The organism is Endozoicomonas sp. SESOKO1 (assembly GCF_024606265.1).
Classification (GTDB): Bacteria; Pseudomonadota; Gammaproteobacteria; order Pseudomonadales; family Endozoicomonadaceae; genus Endozoicomonas.
This window is the reverse complement of the sequence record NZ_JAHHPP010000262.1, coordinates 1-3,113: the sequence shown is the minus strand read 5'-3', so window position 1 is coordinate 3,113 and position 3,113 is coordinate 1. Positions and strand designations below refer to the sequence as shown.

Genomic DNA, 3,113 nt, shown 5'->3' with positions numbered 1-3,113 from the left:
GAATAAATAATACCCTTTAGTCGTATTTATCCATAGACTTGATTGCTTTTTCGTCTTAATTAAGATGTAAACGACAGTTTCTCAGTGAAAGTGCAGGCGTCAGAAGAAATAGAGATTAAGGAGCAACCGACAGCTTCAGGTGCTCCTTTAATAGGGCAGGTATAAGGGGCAGGTAATGGGGCAAGATTACTCCACTTTCTTTTCGGGATCAGATGTATTCCGAAGCCGGGCTTCCAGGGAAGCGAGAATACTTCTGGCTAAACGACCAATACCGGGCTTGTGATCATCAGCAAAAGGTATTGGACGACAGAGTGCCAAAGCCCTGAGCCCGACGCGGGCGGAATAGATACCGACGCCAACCCCGCTGGCAGCCTGTGAGCTGACCACGCCCAGTAACCGGTTGGAAGTAAAGTCTGCCAACTGGTCAGACAGCAGTTCGGTAGCACCAGCCAGCGCCATCTGTTCCAGGACCATGGTTAGCAGATGGGTACGAGCCGGCAATGACGGTCTGACGCCGTATATCTGACAGATCTCATCAAGCATCCGGATACTGCGCCAAACGGCTAGCAACATATCAACAGCGGTAAATGGGCTGAGCGCCACCATCAAGGCAACTTGCTGACTATGTTGTGAAATGCGGCCAAGTGCCTGCTGATCCAGTTCCTGGAAAAAATGACGATCCAGATAAGCCAGTAGCTGGCTGTCATCACTGTAATCAGGCACCTCAGACAACACCTGCTCAAGTAACACCTGCTGAGGCTTACCCTGGTAGAGTTTGCTCAGTTGCCCTGGCCAGTGGCTTTTTAACACTGTCGTTCTCTGGTCTCGAAACTGTGCAGCCTGCTCCTGCAGTTTGCTGATCTGTCTGAAATCCTGTTGATACAGGAAGAACTCCACCACGGCTTTAACGACAATGACCGCCAGTGACAAAAAAAGCACGAAAAACAGTAAGGCTAATGACCAGTGCAGTTGATAGAGAAAAAGCCCCAGCTCAACCGTTTGCCACAGCACGACGATCAACAGCAGAGTCAGCAGCCCATAAAACGCCGACCTCAGGAAACGCAGCGGTTTAACCGCCAGTTCAGGCCCCTGCAACGCCCGATCCTGAAAACCATCACTGATTGATTCAGGTGTACCCGGGGATTGCCCTGGTTCCAGGGGAATAAAGTAAGGGTCGTGGTTGCTGCTCATGAAAACCGGTCTCCCAGCAGATCGTTAAGAATGCTATCCAGACGGATATGGGGCAGTCGGCCACCAGCGATCAACTGCAGCCCCTCTGGCGGCATCAATCGGCGCAGCTGCCACTGGCCCAGTGCCTGCCAGTCGTCCATCGCCGGAATCTGTTCAGGAATATCCGGGTGCAGTAACACTCCTGGCCCCTGCTCAGTCACCCCCTGCAGTGCCTGGCGCCCCTGATAGTCTACATACGTCGTTGAGCGAACCGCTGCAACCGCCTCACAGCGGACATCAACAGCATTGAACGCCGCTCTGCGCCTTGCCTCCTGCACCAGGTTTGCGGTCAGCCCTCTCACTGCTTCATGCTGGTCAGGCAACACCTGGTCAATTTTACTGGCGGCAAAAACCACCCGGTCGATTCGTGGCTGAACCAATCGCCGGAGCAGGCTGTTGCGCCCATAATCAAAACTTTGCAGTACCTGTGTCAACGAAAAGCGAAGATCATCGAACGCTTCCTGGCCACTGTTTAACGATTTGAGCAGATCCACCAGCACCAGCTGTCGATCTACCTTCTGAAAGGTATTTCGATAAAAGGGTTTCACCCGGTTTTCCAGGTATCGCTGATAATGTCTTTCACACACTTTGAATAAAGCGCTGTCAGCAGCCTTTCCCAACTGATCTTCTGAACGGCCAGTGATCGAAAGCAGCGGGATAAACGGCAGTTTACTTTCATCATCTGAAGGCGAGGCATGCAGCCAGCGTCCGGGCTGGATCATGGTCAGGCCAGCTTGCTGGCAAGCTTTGATAAAGGTCAGTTGTTCCTGCCACAGTACCTGCAGTTCCAGCTCGGAAATGGTCCCGAAAGGATCAATAGACTCCAGCTTTTCAATAAAACTCCGGCCAATAGACAGGCGCATGGCACTGTTAAAAAGGGAGCGACATTGAACGCACCAGGCGCGGTAATCCATAGCCAGTAACGGCAGATCCAGTAACCACTCTCCTGGATAGTCACGAATCTCCAGATAAAGACGACTGATTCCTGGTTTTCCCCGGCGAAATAACCCGGGCGGATGACGAAACTTGATCTCCAGCAGGCAGCCGGATTCATCCCTTGTCGCTTCCGGCCACCGCCCTCTCGATAAAGCGTCAATCCCCCGCTGATAGGGAAAAAGTGTGTCACCATCCAGAACAGACAGCTTTACCCCCAATAAGCGATCCTGCAAAACCGGTGGGAAGGCCGCCAGAAGAGCGTCAGGATAATGCTGTAACTGATGAATAAGACTGGTAATCAGGGTGGTCTTGCCACTGCCGCTGAAACCGGTCACCCCAAGGGTAATGCGCCGGTTAAGCAGCCGGTCGACGCCATTTTCCAATGAACTGGCCGCAGACCTGGCAAAACCCACCGCTTTATCCTGCCCCATCAGCAAGGACTCCTTAACCTTATTCTTTATCGGTTTCATCGCACTATTTTTATCCAGCTTCATCCAGCTACATCCAGCTTCATCCAGACCAGTAGATCATCGCAACTGCCACGTCTGTGATGATGCCAGAAAGCCATTGGCATAGACCATCGTTTCTATGTATTAAAATCATTGGGATTATGGTAATAGTGCTTCTTTATGGATGGTTGATATAAATATTGAATGGTTTGTGTTACGTAGGAACTTTTATAATAAAGAGTAGTCCTAAGCATTAATTCAGCAACTCAACAATTCAATGGGTCCCTTTATCAGCCTGCCTCCATTCGATATTGCTTTTGCCGATCTTTACTCCGGTTCGTCTGGTTTAATAGAAAAAACGTGTCAATTTGATGCCAGCAGACAAACCTCAACATATCAGGGAATGACGGTTCAGACACTGAACACCTCTTTTCCCGGTTACCATAACCAATCGGATATAGTCAAAAACAACCCTGCTTCTCTTAATTTATTGAATAA

Annotated in this window: 3 protein-coding genes; 1 reads left to right on the top strand and 2 read right to left on the bottom strand. The window is 50.4% G+C overall.

Going from position 1 to position 3,113, the window contains the following annotated elements; all coding sequences use genetic code 11:
- Positions 1-186 precede the first annotated feature (186 nt).
- Both KDK13_RS12020 and KDK13_RS12015 read right to left on the bottom strand, forming a co-directional pair.
- Entirely contained in the window at positions 187-1,191 is a 1,005-nt protein-coding gene (locus KDK13_RS12020) for a TIGR01620 family protein (protein WP_257285213.1), read from the bottom strand.
- Complete coding sequence (locus KDK13_RS12015) at positions 1,188-2,660, bottom strand: YcjX family protein (RefSeq protein ID WP_257285212.1); 1,473 nt, start codon at positions 2,658-2,660, stop codon at positions 1,188-1,190. The genes KDK13_RS12020 and KDK13_RS12015 overlap by 4 nt, the downstream gene beginning before the upstream one ends.
- Before the next feature lie 232 nt (positions 2,661-2,892).
- Between KDK13_RS12015 and KDK13_RS12010 the strand changes: the two genes are divergently transcribed.
- A partial coding sequence (locus KDK13_RS12010; protein ID WP_257285211.1) for a hypothetical protein occupies positions 2,893-3,113 on the top strand: 221 nt, incomplete at its 3' end.

What these genes read in the sequence shown, in the direction of transcription:
- KDK13_RS12015 (WP_257285212.1), bottom strand. Translation starts at nt 2,660, where the DNA reads ATGAAGCTGGATAAAAATAGTGCGATGAAACCGATAAAGAATAAGGTT.
- KDK13_RS12020 (WP_257285213.1), bottom strand. Translation starts at nt 1,191, where the DNA reads ATGAGCAGCAACCACGACCCTTACTTTATTCCCCTGGAACCAGGGCAA.